This is a genomic window from Nocardia sp. 348MFTsu5.1, assembly GCF_000383535.1.
GTDB lineage: Bacteria > Actinomycetota > Actinomycetes > Mycobacteriales > Mycobacteriaceae > Williamsia > Williamsia faeni.
The window spans coordinates 244,263-258,044 of the sequence record NZ_KB911516.1 but is presented as its reverse complement, the minus strand read 5'-3'; the positions used below and the strand labels follow the sequence as shown (position 1 = coordinate 258,044).

Here is a 13,782-nt window from a genome sequence, read left to right as displayed (position 1 = left end):
AATAGGGGGATGCCCAGCGACTTCCCAGACGACGACCCCATCGCCGAGGCTCGCCGAAACTGGGAGGCGGCCGGCTGGGGTGACGTGGCCGTCGGTATGCAGGCCGTGACATCGGTGATGCGCGTTCACCAAATCCTGCTCGCTCGCGTCGAGTCCGTGCTCAAGCCGTGGGGGCTGAGCTTCTCCAGATTCGAGCTCCTGCGATTGCTGGCATTCAGCCGCCGAGGCGCACTGCCGATCACCAAGGCCAGCGACCGACTCCAGGTGCACGTGACGTCGGTGACCCATGCGATCCGCCGCCTCGAGGAGGCCGGCATGGTGCGCCGCGTTCCGCACCCCACCGACCGTCGCACCACGCTTGTCGAGATCACCGATTCCGGGCGTGCGACGGTGGAAGAAGCCACCCTCGCGCTCAACAGCGACGTCTTCGGCGACGTCGGAATGACCGAGTCCCAGGCGAACTCACTGGTCAAATCGATCAACGCGGTACGCAAACACTCCGGCGACATCTAACGACCAGACGCCGCCGGAGCGGGTTGTTGCTACTCCGTGTTGCTGTTAGTCCGTGTTGTCGCCGAAGATCGCTTTTGCCTCCAGGAACTCCGCGAGACCGAACTTGCCGAACTCACGCCCGTTGCCCGACTGCTTGTAGCCACCGAATGGTGCGTTCCGGTCCAGCGGTGCCCCGTTGAGGTGAACGTTGCCCGTCCGCAGTCGCCGGGCGATTTTCCGAGCCCGCTCGGGATCGGACGCTGACACGTAACCCGACAATCCGTAGTTGGTGTCGTTGGCGATGCGGACCGCGTCGTCATCGTCCTGGTAGCCGATCAGGGTCATCACCGGACCGAAGATCTCCTCGCGAGCGATCGTCATGTCGTTGGTGACATCGGCGAACACGGTGGGCTTGACAAAATATCCCGCGTCGATGCCGTCCGGGCGTCCGACACCACCGGCGGCGACAGTTGCTCCCTCGTCGATCCCGGATTGGATCAGTCGCTGGATCTTCGTGAACTGGGCCTCGGAAACAACCGGGCCCACAGCGGTTTTCGAATCATCAGGCGACCCGACCACGATGTCTGCCAACGCCTTCTCGGCGATCTCGGCAGCCTCATCCATCCGCCCTGCCGGAACCAGGATGCGCGAACCCGCATTGCAGGACTGCCCCGAGTTGACCACCATCGCGGCGACATCCCGCGCGACCGCGTCCGCGAAGGCATCGTCGTCGACGATGATGTTGGCCGACTTGCCACCGAGTTCCTGGGTCACCCGCTTGACGGTCGGCGCGGCGTTCTTGGCGATCTCGACCCCGGCCCGGGTCGACCCGGTGAAGGAAACCATGTCGACCTCGGGATGCGACGACAGTGCGACGCCGACGGTCGGGCCATCACCGTTGACGAGGTTGAAGACACCGGCGGGCACCCCGGCTTCGTCCATGATCTCGGCGAAGACCAGCGCGTTGAGCGGAGCGACCTCCGAGGGCTTGAGAACGATCGTGCAACCGGCGGCCAGCGCCGGGGCGACCTTGGCCCCGATCTGGTTCAGCGGCCAGTTCCACGGTGTGATGAAGGCGCAGACGCCCACCGGCTCGTGGACCACTGTCGTCGAGCCGATCTTTTCCTCGAACTCGTAACTCTTCAGCACCTTGAGTGTGGACATGAAATGGCCGAGGCCCGATGGCGCCTGGGCCTTCGCGGCGAGACCTGCGGGCGCACCCATCTCTGAGCTGACGGCATCGGCGAGATCACCCAGTCGCGTCTTGTATACCTCGATAATTCGCTCCAGCAACGCAATTCGCTCTTCGCGGGTGGTGGACGCGAATCCGTCGAAGGCATTTCGGGCAGCAGTGACGGCGCGTTCGACGTCCTTTTCATCTCCGAGCGCGATGGTGGCGATGGTCTGTTCGGTTGCCGGGTTGATGACGTCGACGGTTTTGGCCGACAAAGGCTCGACCCATTCACCATCGATGTAGAACTTGTGGGTGTTTGCGGGTGTCATCGGTTTCTCCTCGCACCTGGATGGGTTACCTACCTCTCTACCAGTGACAGGTCCCGGTGTTAAGTAAGTGCTGGCACCAAAGCTGCGAACCACAGAACGGACACGCATGAACACTCCTGCCCGGGGCGGCCGCGTTCAGGTTGTCGGTGCGGTCAACGTCGACCTGGTGATCGTCACACCGCGTCTGCCCGGCCCCGGAGAGACCGTGGTCGGGCCGCGGATGGACCGCTACGGGGGCGGCAAAGGCGCCAACGCCGCGGTGGCCGCCGCCCGCGCCGGTGCCGCGGTGGAACTGATCGGCGCAGTTGGGTCCGACGACAACGGAGAATCGGCACTCGCCGAACTACGAGCCGACGGCGTGGACATCCGATCGGTTTCCGTGTCGAAGGATTCACCCACCGGAGTCGCGTTGATCGTCGTCGATGAGGCCGGTGAGAACCAGATCGCGGTCGGGTCGGGGGCAAACGCGGAGGTCGATGCCGCCCTTGTCGAAGACGCCATCGCGAAACGCAGCCCGACGAGCGACTGTGTTCTGGTCAGCACCGAGATACCGGGCGGAGCGGTGGTCGCTGCTGTCCGCGCTGCGCAGGCGTCGGGAGTCCGGTGCATCGTGAACCCCGCTCCCCCGATCCCCGAACTGGCGGACGTCATTCGATACCGTCCGATTTTCACACCCAATGCCGGCGAATGTCATGCGTTGGCGACGATGTTGGGCAACGACGTGGAGACGGTCGGGCAGGCCGCCGATGCTCTCATGCAGGCGACCGGCGCCCCGGTGGTCGTCACCTTGGGCTCCGGCGGTGTCCTGGTCGGCATCCCGGGCAGCGGCTTCGAACACCTCGACGCGCATCCGGCCGTCGTCCGCGACACCACCGGCGCCGGTGACACGTTCAACGGCGTCTTCGCAGCCCAGTTGGCTGCCGGTGACACGGTGATGGCGGCGGCGCGAACCGCGAATGTGGCCGCCGCACGGTCGGTCTCGCAGGTCGGTGCGCGGGCCGGTATGTAGGCAAACAACGTCGCTCACCGTTCTCACGCTCGCGTGCCTGCGAGAGAGATGAGTTCAGTGAGCGACGTTGTCCTGCTGGTTGATCAGCGCAGGGTTTCGATGATGGCGCTGAAGTCCTTGGCGCCGTGCTCCTGTGCGTAATCGGCGTAGAGCGTCGCGGCGTGTTCGCCCAGCGGGGCGATCGCGCCGGTGGACTCGACAGCGGCCATGGCCAGCCCGAGGTCCTTGTTCATCAGCGCGGTGGCGAACCCGGGCTTGAAGTCGTTGTTCGCCGGCGACGTCGGAACCGGTCCGGGGACCGGGCAATTGGTGTGCACCGACCAGCAGTTTCCGGTCGCACCGGTGATCACGTCGAAGAGGGCCTGCGCTTCCAGACCCAGCTTCTCGGCGAGCACAAATGCCTCACCGATCGCGATCTGCTGCACGGCGAGCACCATGTTGTTGCAGACCTTGGCGGCCTGACCGGCACCGGAACCACCGCAGTGGATCACCTTGCCTGCCATCGGATCCAGGACGCCCTGTGCGGCGACGAAGGCCTCGTCGCTGCCTCCGACCATGAAGGCCAGGGTGCCGGCGTCCGCACCTTTGACACCGCCGGAGACCGGGGCGTCGAGTTGCGCGAACCCGTGGTCGGCCGCCTGCTGATGCACCTTGCGAGCATCTTCGACCGAGATCGTCGACGAATCGATGAGCAGCGCACCGGTCTTGGTACCGGGCAGGATCTGCGAGTAGCAGTCGACGACGGCCTTACCGTGCGGCAACATCGTGATCACGACGTCGGCGTCGGCCACCGCTTCGATCCCGCCGGCGAAAACCTCGACGCCGTTGGCCGTTGCGGCCGCACTCGCCTCGGGCGACGGATCGAATCCGTGCACGATGTGTCCGGCCTTGACCAGGTTCTTGGCCATGGGTCCACCCATGTGGCCAAGTCCGAGGAACGCGATGGTGCTCATAGGTACTGCCCCTTTGTCGACTTGTCGGCCTCTGCCCGGCCGATCACAACCCGCATGATCTCGTTGGTGCCCTCAAGTATTCGGTTCACCCGGAGATCGCGGACGATTTTCTCCAGACCGTATTCCTTCAGATACCCGTACCCACCGTGTAGCTGCAACGCCTGATCGGCGACGTCGAAGCAGGTGTCGGTGACGTAGCGCTTGGCCATCGCACACAGCTCGACCTTGTCGGGATGGTTCGCGTCGAGCGCGCTGGCAGCCTTCCAGAGGATGAGCCGTGACGTCTCGAGGGAGGTCGCCATGTCGGCAAGCGTGAACCGGATGGTCGGCTCGTTGATCAGTTTGCCGCCGAAGGCTTCTCGATCCGAGAGATACGTGATCGCCTTGTTGTACGCCGCCTGGGCCCCACCGAGCGAGCAGGCCGCGATGTTGATCCGGCCGCCGTTGAGGCCGTTCATCGCGATGCCGAATCCCTTGCCCTCTTCTCCACCGAGAAGATTGGCAGCCGGGACGCGGGCACCTTCCATGATGACCTGCGCGGTGGGCTGAGCGTTCCAGCCCATCTTCTGCTCGTTGACACCGAAGGACAGCCCGGGGGTGTCCGACGGCACGATGAACGTCGAGATCCCGCGTGGCCCTTCGGCACCGGTGCGCGCCATGACGACGTACACATCGGAGACACCACCGCCGGAGATGAACTGCTTCACCCCGTCGAGGATGTAGTGGTCACCGTCCCGAACAGCCTTGGTACGCAACGCCGCAGCGTCACTTCCCGCAGCCGGCTCGGTCAGGCAATAGCTGGCGATGGCCTCCATCGACGCCATCTTCGATGCCCACGTCTGGCGCTGATCCTCGGTGCCGTAGGAATCGACCATCCAGGTACACATGTTGTGGATCGACAGGAACGCGGCGGTGGTGGGATCGGCCTTGGCCAGCTCCTCGAAGATCCGGACACCGTCGATCCGACGGAGTCCGCTTCCTCCCACATCCTCGCTCGTGTAGATCCCGGCCATTCCGAGCCCGGCGGCTTCGCGCAACTCCTCGGCCGGGAAATGCTTGCGCTCATCCCAGTCGAGGGCGTTGGGCTCCAAGCGCTTTCGCGCGAAGGCCGCCGCGGTATCGACGATGACCTTGTCATCCGCGCTCAGATCGAACGGTGAAAAGGTCTCATCTGGCATCGAAAGCCCTCAGTCCATGGTCGGGATGACGAACTCGGCGCCATCCTTGATACCCGAAGGCCAGCGGGTGGTGATGGTCTTGACCTTGGTGTAGAACTGGATCGCCGCGGGACCGTGCTGATTGAGGTCGCCGAATCCGGAGCGCTTCCAGCCGCCGAAGGTGTGGTAGGCCACCGGCACCGGGATCGGCACATTGACGCCGACCATGCCGCACTGGACGCGGGCGGTGAAGTCGCGGGCGGCGTCGCCGTCCTGCGTGAAGATCGCGACACCGTTGCCGTACTCGTGCTCGGACGGAAGTGCCAGTGCCTCTTCATAGTCGTGGGCGCGGACGATGCAGACGACTGGTCCGAAGATCTCGTCGGTGTAGATCGTCTGATCCTTCTTCACGTGATCGAAGAGGGTGGGTCCGATGAAGTAGCCCTCTTCGAGGCTCTGACCGTCGTAGGTCAGGTCATCGGTCGTGCGCTCACGACCATCGATGACGAGCTCGGCGCCGGCGTCGACACCCTGCTGGATGTAGTCCTTGACGCGCTCGAGCGCTGCCTTGCTGACCAGTGGGCCGTAGTCGGCCTTGATGTCGAGGCTGTGGCCGACGCGCAGGGCGTTGACCTTGTCGACCAGCTTCTCGCGCAGGCGATTTGCGGTCACCTCGCCCACGGGGACGGCCACCGAGATCGCCATGCAACGCTCGCCGGCACTGCCGTATCCGGCACCGATCAGGGCGTCGGCAACCTGGTCGAGGTCGGCGTCCGGGAGAATGATCATGTGGTTCTTGGCGCCACCGAAGCACTGCGCGCGCTTACCGTTCGCGGCCGCGGAGGAGTAGATGTACTGCGCGATGTCGGAGCTGCCGACGAAGCCGTAGGCCTGGACGTCATCGTTGTTCAGCAGTGCGTCAACCGCTTCTTTGTCTCCATGGACGACCTGGAACACGCCCGGGGGCAGTCCGGCCTCGAGGAACAGTTCTGCCAGGCGGACGGGCACTGACGGATCGCGCTCAGACGGCTTGAGAATGAAGGCGTTGCCGGTGGCCAGCGCGGGGCCGGCCTTCCACAGCGGGATCATCGCCGGGAAGTTGAACGGGGTGATCCCCGCGACCACGCCCAGCGGCTGGCGGACCGAATGCACGTCGATGCCAGTGCCGGCGCCTTCGGTGAACTCACCCTTGAGCAGGTGCGGGATACCGATCGCGAACTCGATGACCTCGACACCGCGCTGGATGTCGCCCTTGGCGTCGGGGACGGTCTTGCCGTGCTCCTTGGAGAGCAGCTCGGCGAGTTCGTCCATGTGCTCATTGACGAGTGCGACGAAACGCATCATCACGCGAGCGCGGCGCTGCGGGTTCCACGCGGCCCAGATCTTCTGGGCTTTGACGGAGCCGGCGACGACGGCGTCGACCTCGGCCGTACTGGCCAGCGGAACGGTCGCCTGCACCTTTCCGGTGCTGGGATCCATCACATCTGCGGTGCGGCCGCTGGTTCCGGCGACGTGTGCGCCGTCCACGAAGTGGTCGATTTGCCTGGTCATGGGGTCCTCACAGTCATCTACGAACGTGTTGTCTCCATCACTATATACTAGGACCTCCTAGTAATGCGAGCGTTCGTAGATGACCGTGCGACGGACTACCCGGTCTTACAAGGACTACCCGGTCTTGCGCCGGAACTGGTGCGGACCACCCTCCGCACCGTGCTGGCCACCGGCCTTCGACCCGGCATCCTTGTGATCCTCGGCCAGCTTCCCCTTGTTCTTCTTACGCTCGAGGGCCTCGCGGAACTTACGTTTGGTTTCTGAATCGGCAGTCATGCCGTCTCCCTTCACTTGGGTCTTTCGCGAGCGTAGCCATCGCAGGTTGCGATGTCAGGCGATTTTCTTGCCGCCGAACTCAAGCCTCATGTGGCCGATGAACTGTGGTTTTCTCCACTGATCCGTCCGCGGCGAAGTACTGCCATTCCCCCGTCTTCTTGCCGTCGGTTCGATGTCCACGATCGATGAGGTTTCCCTCCGGGCTCCACCGTTCCCAGAGGCCGGTTTTCTCGCCGTCGACGAAGGTTCCCTTCTGCAGCAGACCACCGGTTTCGCGATACCAAACACTCTCGCCGTGAAGGATCCCGAAGCGGTAGTTCTCCTCCGAACGGACCGTCCCGTCACGAAAGTAGTGGCGCCACAATCCCTCTCGGCGACCGTTGTGGTAGCTGCCGACAAAATCTCCCCGCCGCGAGTCGGCTTCCCGCCACAGCCCCGTCTTGTGGCCCTTCGGATCAAGGGCATTTTCGGCCTGTTCGCCATCATCGCGGTTCATCCACCCAGGTTACCGAGCGCCGATCGCGAACTGGGCTTACCGACCCCTATTCGCTAAAGTCACTCCTCTGGTAAGACTGCCCACGGTCGAGCCAACCGGCTATTAGGGTACCCTTGGTCGCCAGTTGTCCACGTAGAAAGAGATGTAAATGTCTGTTGTGATCCTGTACGGCAGTGAGACCGGCACCGCGGAACTCGTGTCCGATGCGATCTCCGACGTCCTGGCCCAGCAACACGATGTGTCGATGTACGACATGGCCGACTTCGCGGTCGAGGATCTCCGCGCCGATGACTTCGTCGTCGCGGTGTGCTCCACCTACGGCGAAGGCGAACTCCCGACCGGTGCCGAGCCGTTTGCCGAGGGACTGGACGATGAGAAGCCTGACCTCTCCGGCCTTCGTTTTGCCGTCTTCGGTCTCGGTGACAGCGTCTACGACGACACCTTCAATCGCGGTGGCGAGATCATCGCCGAGAAGCTGACCGAACTCGGCGCGAGCCAGGTCGGCGAGCACGGACGCCACGACATGTCGTCGAAGGTTGCCGCAAAGGTGCAGGCCAAAGAGTGGGCCGAGGGCCTCACCAAGGTGATCGGCGCCTGAATCAGCCTTCGGGCCGGGTTACGCTGCGACCATGTCGACAGCAACCGTAGTAGCCGATCTAGTGGCCGCACTCCCTGACGGCGTGGTGGTCACCGACCCCGACATCGTCGCAGGTTATCGGCAGGATCGGGCGGCCGATCCGGATGCCGGAACCGCGATGGCCGTTGTCCCGGCGACAAGCACCGCGGACGTGCAGGCAACGGTCCGCTGGTGCGCGGAGCACCGGATCGCGGTGATCCCCCGCGGCGCCGGGACCGGGCTGTCCGGCGGCGCCACGGCCCAGTCCGGCGGCATCGTCCTGACCACGGAGAAGATGCGCGACATCACCGTTGACCCGGTGACCCGCACGGCGACCTGCCAACCCGGCCTGCTGAACGCCGAGGTGAAAGCGGCGGTCAAGGAACACGGCCTCTGGTATCCGCCGGACCCCTCGTCCTTCGAGATCTGCTCGATCGGCGGCAACGCCGCCACCAACGCGGGCGGCCTGTGCTGCGTGAAGTACGGCGTCACCAGCGACTACGTTCTCGGCCTCGAAGTGGTCCTGGCCGACGGACGTGCGGTCCGACTCGGCGGGCCCCGCCTCAAGGACACCGCCGGGCTGTCGCTCACCAAACTGTTCGTGGGCAGCGAAGGCACCCTGGGAATCATCACCGAGGTCACCCTGCGACTGCTCCCTCCACAACCTCCGGCATCGACCGTGGTGGCGTCGTTCACGTCGGTTCATGCCGCGTCGAAAGCGGTCCTGGCCATCACCTCGACCATTCGCCCGGCGATGCTCGAGTTCATGGACTCCGTTGCGATCAACGCGGTCGAGGACCACCTGAAGATGGGACTCGACCGGTCGGCGGGGGCTCTGCTCGTCGCCCAGTCGGATGCACCCGGCGCTGCCGCCGCCACCGAGGTCGCCATCATGGAGCAGGCATTCACCGAGTGCGGGGCCACCGAGGTCTTCTCCACCACCGACCCCGACGAGGGCGAGGCCTTCACCGCGGCACGACGGTTCGCGATTCCGGCGATCGAGAAGATCGGGCATCTCCTTCTCGAAGACGTGGGCGTCCCACTGCACAAGCTGCCCGATCTGATCGACGGCATCGCGGCGATCGCCGCGAACCGCCGCGTGCTCATCTCGGTGATCGCACACGCCGGCGACGGCAACACCCACCCGCTGATCGTGCACGATCCGAGCGACCCCGACGAGACGGCCCGCGCGAACGCGGCATTCGGAGAGGTGATGGATCTGGCAATTGCCCTGGGCGGCACCATCACCGGCGAACACGGCGTCGGACGGCTGAAGAAGGGATGGCTGCCGGCCCAACTCGGCGACGATGTCATCGAACTGACCCGGCGGATCAAGGACACCCTCGATCCGCTGGGCATCCTCAACCCCGGGACGATGTTGTAGACGGCACCCAACCTCAAACGGCGATGCGAAGTGGTTGCGGCCAACTGTCAGAGACGATGGCGTGCAATTCATGCAGCACCCGCCTGATGTTGGGATCGCGTTGCCGCCCTTCGCGAACCACCGCATGGATCGCCCGGGAACCGAAATCGATGTCCTCCACGATGAAGCCTTCGAGCTCTGTGGGAATGGCCATCCGCGGAGCGATCGCCGAGGCCACCTCCGTGGCGGCAAGCATGCAGATGTTCTGAGCACCGATCACCCGATGCTTGACCTTCGGGATGAATCCGGCGGCGTCAGCGGCCCGTTGCAACACCATGCCCAACCCGGAGCCGGCTGGTCCGGTGACCCAGGGAACATCGGCAAGCGCCGCGAGCCCACCGTTTCGGATACGCGCATGCCGGCTCAACGGCGCGAGCAACACCAGCGGTTCGTCGAGCAACTTGTCCTCGGTCAGTGCACTCAACGACATCGGAGCCGCAAACTCGTAGCGGCAGGTGATGGCGATGTCGAGTTCGCCTCGGCGCAGCATCCGAAGCGCGGAGGGGCCATCACCTTGCTGGACTTCGATATGCAGGTCCGGCAGCTGTTTGCCCAACCGCGAGACCACCGGCGCCGCGAACATCGAAATACCCATGTTGAACGACGCAATCGTGAGCTGACCCGAGACACCTGCCCGGGTCGCCGCGACGGCGCTGGTGGCCTCGTCGACTGCCGCGAGCACCACGCGAACATGCTCCACGAGAACGTCTCCCGCGCGCGTGAGTCCGAGGGTGCGTCCGTCCCGCCGGAACAGAACCGCATCTGCTTCGTCCTCGAGCACTCGGAGTTGCTGGGATACAGCAGAACTCGTTATGTTGCGACGTGCGGCGACAGCCGACACCGAACCCAGGTCAGCGAGGTCGCACAGCAGCATCATCCGCCGGAGGTCAAGCAAATGAACACCTTCCGTCGAGATATCGTCGTCGCGCCGGCGAGAATTGCCTGCACGACGTCGAAATTACCCGGGAAAGCTGCCTACACAACCGATTGAAACCAGGCGAAATGTAAAGGGGCGAAACAACCTCTCTCCATCACTGGTCGAGCCATCGACGTCGAGAGGTTCGCCCTTTCAGTCCCGGAGTGGCGGCGCCTCAGTGCCGATGTTCTGGGGTTGGAGCGAGCGGTGACCGGCGACCCGGTCGGCCAATTTGTCGAGCCGGGCGACCTGATCTGCCGACAACTCGACAGCAAGCGCTCCGGCATTCTCACGAACGAACTCGGGATGACGGGTTCCCGGGATGGGAACGACGTCGTCGCCGCGACCCAGCACCCACGCCAGTGCCACCTGTGAGGACCGCACATCGAGTTCGGCGGCCACAGCGGCCACCTCATCGGCAAGCGCGAGGTTGGTGCCGAAGTTTTCCTCGGCGAACCTGGGATGCGCGGTGAGATACGTTTTCACGTCGTCGTGGGTGCGTACGGCGCCGGTGAGCCACGCGCGCCCCAGTGGCGAATACGGCACCAACGCGATGCCGAGTTCACGGGCCACCGGCACCGTCGCATCCTCGATGTCGCGGCTGAACAGGGACCATTCGCTCTGGATCGCCGCGATCGGGTGCACGGCGTGCGCCCTGCGGATGGTCTGTGGGCCCGCTTCGGACAGGCCGATGTGCAGCACCTTGCCGGCGTCCACCAACTCCTTGAGTGCTCCGATTGTGTCCTCGATGGGCACCGTCGGATCGACCCGGTGCAGGTAGTAGAGGTCTACGTGGTCGACGCCGAGGCGACGCAGGGAAGCGTCGATGGCACCGCGCACGTACTCCGGACGGCCGTCGATCCGGTGATCGGGGTTGGTCTCCCGGTCCAGGGGATTGCCGAACTTGGTTGCGATGGTCACCTGTTCGCGCCGGCCCTTGAGAGCGCGGCCGAGCAAGATCTCACTGTGCTCGGGGCCGTAGACGTCGGCGGTGTCGAAGAACGAGATACCGGAGTCGAGCGCGGCGTCGACGACGGCATTCGCGGCTCGCTCGTCGTCGGGGCCGGCTCCGGAACGAAAGCTCATGAACCCGACGCCGATCGGCGAGACCCAGGGGCCGTTCGCTCCCAGCTGCCGCTTGTTGGTATCAGTCATACGAATCTCCTTGTGTCGGTTGATGAGAGGAAACCACCGGCCGCGCCTTGCTCACGAACCGAGGAAGGGGCTGCCCGTGACCAATTCGGATTCCCGGCCGTCGACGCCCTTCGGGATGTCGCCTTCCAGTGTGACGCGATAGAGGACCCGATCGTGGCCCAGGTGCCCGGCATCGGCGATGGCCAGGTGTGCGGTTGCGCGGTTGTCCCAGAAGGCGACGCTGCCGGGCTTCCACTGAAATCGGACCGTGTACTCGGTCTTGGTGGCCTCGGCCCACAGCAGCTTCAGCAGCCGCTCGCTCTGGTCCGGGCTGAACCCCCGGATCTCTTGCGCGCCCCGGGTGAAACCCGGAGAGACGAACAGCGCGCGTTCGCCGGTGAGCGGATGGACTCGGACGGCGGGATGGTACGAGACGAGATTGGCCTCTTTGACCTTGCGGTCCCGCTGACTGCCCTCGGCCGCACGGGTCTGGAACTGATGCCGAATGTCCAGTGTGTCGACGAAATCGCGTAGTTCCTTCGGCAGGTTCTCGTAGGCCGCAACAAGATTGGTCCAGGCGGTGTCACCGCCGTAGGGCGGCAGGATGTCGGCACGCAGGATGGACGCGGCCGGCGGATTCACGAGTGCCGTGACATCGGTGTGCCAGCTGTGGTCGTAGGACGTGCGTTTACGTCCCAGGCTCTTGTCATAACGCCGGCTGTCGATGGGCAAGATCTCCGGGAACCCCTCGGGAGGGCTCTCCTCGTGCGGATGTGCCGGTGTCACAGAACCGAACCGGCGCGCGAAGGCCACCTGCTCCGCGTGACCGATCTCCTGGTCACGGAAGAACACCACCTTGTACCTGTTCAGCGTCTGCTGGATCTCGGCCACCACGGAGTCGTCGAGGTCGTCCCGGAGGTCGACACCGGTGATCTGTGCGCCGATGTAGCCGGCGAGGGGTACGACGTCCAACCCGAGGGCTGTGTCGGGAACTGCTGTCATGGGTCCTGCTCCTGTCATGTCGCGGTGGGTGCTTCACCTCAACCCTGCTGCCCATGCGGGGCTCAACCAATGACCACCGACTACCCGAATACTTCAGAAATTGTTGATTCGGCGGCCATTCGGGAGCTTCTACTTCACGGTTCACGTAGTGCGACTGCATTGTTCACGACCGGTTGGTAAGCGGAGAATCTGTGAGATGAGCTACGTGATCTATGGGACAGGTGCCGTCGGCGGCGTGATCGCGGCCCGGCTGCACACATCCGGAGCCGACGTCACCGCCGTCGCACGAGGAGCCCACCTGTCGGCAATCCGGAAGAGGGGCCTGACCGTCGTCTCATCGGCGGGAAGCGAGGCAGTTCCGCTGGACACCGCCGCTGACGCCGGCGAAGTGAAGTGGACCGATGAATCGGTTGTATTTCTCACGGTGAAGAGCCACCAGACGCAGGCGGCACTCGACGATCTCGCTGCGCATGCCCCGCACACGGTGTCCATCGTCGTCGCTCAGAACGGTGTGGCCAACGAATCGGCAGTGCTACGACGGTTCCGCGACGTGTATGGAGTGGCAGTGGTGCTCGCGGCGGCGCACCTGGAGCCGGGAGTGGTTGTGCAACAGACGTACCCGACCGCAGGCGTTCTCGACCTCGGTCGCTTTCCCGCGGGCACGGACGAGAGGGCCGAGAACATTTCGGCCACGCTTCGACACGCCGGGTTCCGTTCGACCGCACGCGCCGACATCATGGCGTGGAAGTACCGCAAGCTCATCGGTAATCTCGCCAACGGAGTGAGCGCGTCGTTTCGGCCCGGACCTGAGTCCGATCTATTGACCCGGCTCGCGCGGGAGAAGCGGAGTCGGTCCTGGACTTCGCGGGCATCGCTGTGACCGCCGCCGAGAAGGATGAGGAGAACCGCGGCGATCTGGGGCGCGACGGGTTCTTTCGCGAAGACCTCATCGGATCCACCTGGCAGAGCGTCACCCGCGGCCACACCTCGGTGGAAACGGACTGGTTCAACGGTGAGATCGTCTTACTGGCCCGACTGCACGGAACCCTCGCACCGGTCAACGAACTGATCCAGCGCACCACCTTTGAGCACGCCAGGCTGGGTCGCGAGCCCAGGAGCCTCGACGCAGCCGACGCACTGGCAGAGCTGGGCCGAACTGAACTGACCCGTACGTCCCGGTAGTCGCACGCGCTCGACACGACGAGATTCGGTGACATTCGAACGAATTCATTTGCTGGCCACGGCTGCATTCGG

15 protein-coding genes are annotated in these 13,782 nt (G+C 64.5%); 6 read left to right on the top strand and 9 right to left on the bottom strand.

What is annotated here, in order from left to right; translation table 11 throughout:
• The first annotated feature begins 9 nt into the window (after positions 1-9).
• On the top strand, positions 10-513 hold the full coding sequence (locus tag H290_RS0116915; protein WP_020108008.1) for a MarR family winged helix-turn-helix transcriptional regulator: 504 nt from the start codon (positions 10-12) through the stop codon (positions 511-513).
• A gap of 45 nt (positions 514-558) precedes the next feature.
• Here H290_RS0116915 and H290_RS0116910 read toward each other — a convergent pair whose 3' ends face one another.
• Complete coding sequence (locus tag H290_RS0116910) at positions 559-1,995, bottom strand: aldehyde dehydrogenase family protein (protein ID WP_020108007.1); 1,437 nt, start codon at positions 1,993-1,995, stop codon at positions 559-561.
• A 106-nt stretch (positions 1,996-2,101) separates the two neighbouring features.
• Between H290_RS0116910 and H290_RS0116905 the strand changes: the two genes are divergently transcribed.
• Positions 2,102-3,004 (top strand): PfkB family carbohydrate kinase, encoded by a 903-nt coding sequence (locus tag H290_RS0116905; protein WP_020108006.1) that lies wholly within the window; start codon positions 2,102-2,104, stop codon positions 3,002-3,004.
• Positions 3,005-3,087: 83 nt separating this feature from the next.
• Here the strand turns inward: H290_RS0116905 and mmsB are convergent, their stop codons facing one another.
• From mmsB to H290_RS0116880, 5 genes are all read right to left on the bottom strand, one after another.
• Complete coding sequence (gene mmsB / locus H290_RS0116900) at positions 3,088-3,957, bottom strand: 3-hydroxyisobutyrate dehydrogenase (RefSeq protein ID WP_020108005.1); 870 nt, start codon at positions 3,955-3,957, stop codon at positions 3,088-3,090.
• Entirely contained in the window at positions 3,954-5,135 is a 1,182-nt protein-coding gene (locus H290_RS0116895; protein ID WP_020108004.1) for an acyl-CoA dehydrogenase family protein, read from the bottom strand. Before H290_RS0116895 ends, mmsB begins: the two co-directional genes overlap by 4 nt.
• A 9-nt stretch (positions 5,136-5,144) precedes the next feature.
• Positions 5,145-6,665, bottom strand: coding sequence for a CoA-acylating methylmalonate-semialdehyde dehydrogenase (locus H290_RS0116890; protein ID WP_020108003.1), 1,521 nt, complete (start codon positions 6,663-6,665; stop codon positions 5,145-5,147).
• A gap of 114 nt (positions 6,666-6,779) precedes the next feature.
• Positions 6,780-6,941 (bottom strand): DUF5302 domain-containing protein, encoded by a 162-nt coding sequence (locus H290_RS31500; RefSeq protein ID WP_196809558.1) that lies wholly within the window; start codon positions 6,939-6,941, stop codon positions 6,780-6,782.
• 79 nt (positions 6,942-7,020) lie between these two features.
• On the bottom strand, positions 7,021-7,437 hold the full coding sequence (locus tag H290_RS0116880) for a toxin-antitoxin system YwqK family antitoxin (protein WP_020108001.1): 417 nt from the start codon (positions 7,435-7,437) through the stop codon (positions 7,021-7,023).
• Positions 7,438-7,585: 148 nt separating this feature from the next.
• Here H290_RS0116880 and H290_RS0116875 point away from each other — a divergent pair, with 148 nt between their 5' ends.
• Entirely contained in the window at positions 7,586-8,035 is a 450-nt protein-coding gene (locus H290_RS0116875; protein WP_020108000.1) for a flavodoxin family protein, read from the top strand.
• Positions 8,036-8,066: 31 nt separating this feature from the next.
• A complete protein-coding gene (locus H290_RS0116870; RefSeq protein ID WP_028463304.1) occupies positions 8,067-9,437 on the top strand; it encodes an FAD-binding oxidoreductase in 1,371 nt (456 codons plus the stop codon).
• 13 nt (positions 9,438-9,450) lie between these two features.
• Here H290_RS0116870 and H290_RS0116865 read toward each other — a convergent pair whose 3' ends face one another.
• The 3 genes from H290_RS0116865 to H290_RS0116855 form a co-directional block, all read right to left on the bottom strand.
• Positions 9,451-10,371, bottom strand: coding sequence for a LysR family transcriptional regulator (locus tag H290_RS0116865; protein ID WP_028463303.1), 921 nt, complete (start codon positions 10,369-10,371; stop codon positions 9,451-9,453).
• 174 nt (positions 10,372-10,545) lie between these two features.
• Positions 10,546-11,547 carry an aldo/keto reductase gene (locus H290_RS0116860; protein ID WP_020107997.1) on the bottom strand — a complete coding sequence of 334 codons (1,002 nt, stop codon included), beginning with the start codon at positions 11,545-11,547 and terminating at the stop codon, positions 10,546-10,548.
• Positions 11,548-11,598: 51 nt separating this feature from the next.
• The gene (locus H290_RS0116855) at positions 11,599-12,528 is read right to left on the bottom strand and encodes a TauD/TfdA family dioxygenase (RefSeq protein ID WP_020107996.1); all 930 of its coding nucleotides are present in this window, start codon (positions 12,526-12,528) and stop codon (positions 11,599-11,601) included.
• Positions 12,529-12,724: 196 nt separating this feature from the next.
• Here H290_RS0116855 and H290_RS28890 point away from each other — a divergent pair, with 196 nt between their 5' ends.
• Both H290_RS28890 and H290_RS31690 read left to right on the top strand, forming a co-directional pair.
• On the top strand, positions 12,725-13,408 hold the full coding sequence (locus H290_RS28890; RefSeq protein WP_231373721.1) for a ketopantoate reductase family protein: 684 nt from the start codon (positions 12,725-12,727) through the stop codon (positions 13,406-13,408).
• Positions 13,405-13,710, top strand: a complete 306-nt coding sequence (locus H290_RS31690) for a ketopantoate reductase C-terminal domain-containing protein (RefSeq protein WP_231373720.1) — start codon at positions 13,405-13,407, stop codon at positions 13,708-13,710. Before H290_RS28890 ends, H290_RS31690 begins: the two co-directional genes overlap by 4 nt.
• The last annotated feature ends 72 nt before the right edge of the window (positions 13,711-13,782 follow it).